The organism is Klebsiella sp. HN106 (assembly GCF_051209435.1).
Taxonomy (GTDB): Bacteria; Pseudomonadota; Gammaproteobacteria; order Enterobacterales; family Enterobacteriaceae; genus Klebsiella; species Klebsiella oxytoca.
On record NZ_JBLURD010000294.1, the window covers coordinates 1 to 279 of the forward strand.

1 pseudogene is annotated in these 279 nt (G+C 52.0%); it reads right to left on the bottom strand.

Annotated elements, in window-relative coordinates:
• Window positions 1–279, bottom strand: a pseudogene (locus tag ACSIPU_RS31275) (hypothetical protein); the annotation flags it as partial.

Consider the following 279-nt stretch of genomic DNA (forward strand, 5'->3'; position numbering starts at 1 on the left):
CAGCCTCTACCGCTTCCCTGACGGCCTGAGTGGCATCGAGAAGGGAAAGCGTTGAACGAACGGTCTGAACGCTGCAGCCAAACAACACTGCAATGTCGTCCTCATCGAGCCCGCGGTCGAGCTGGTCTGACATTTTTTTAGCCCGGCCAAGCGGTGTATCAGGTCGACGAATTTCGTTTTCGCTGACCATATATTTAGCCATCTGATTTGCTGATCCGCGCTTAACTACTCCAGGTACAAGCAGTGGGTCTTTGCCTTCTTTCAGACGGAGTTTATTTG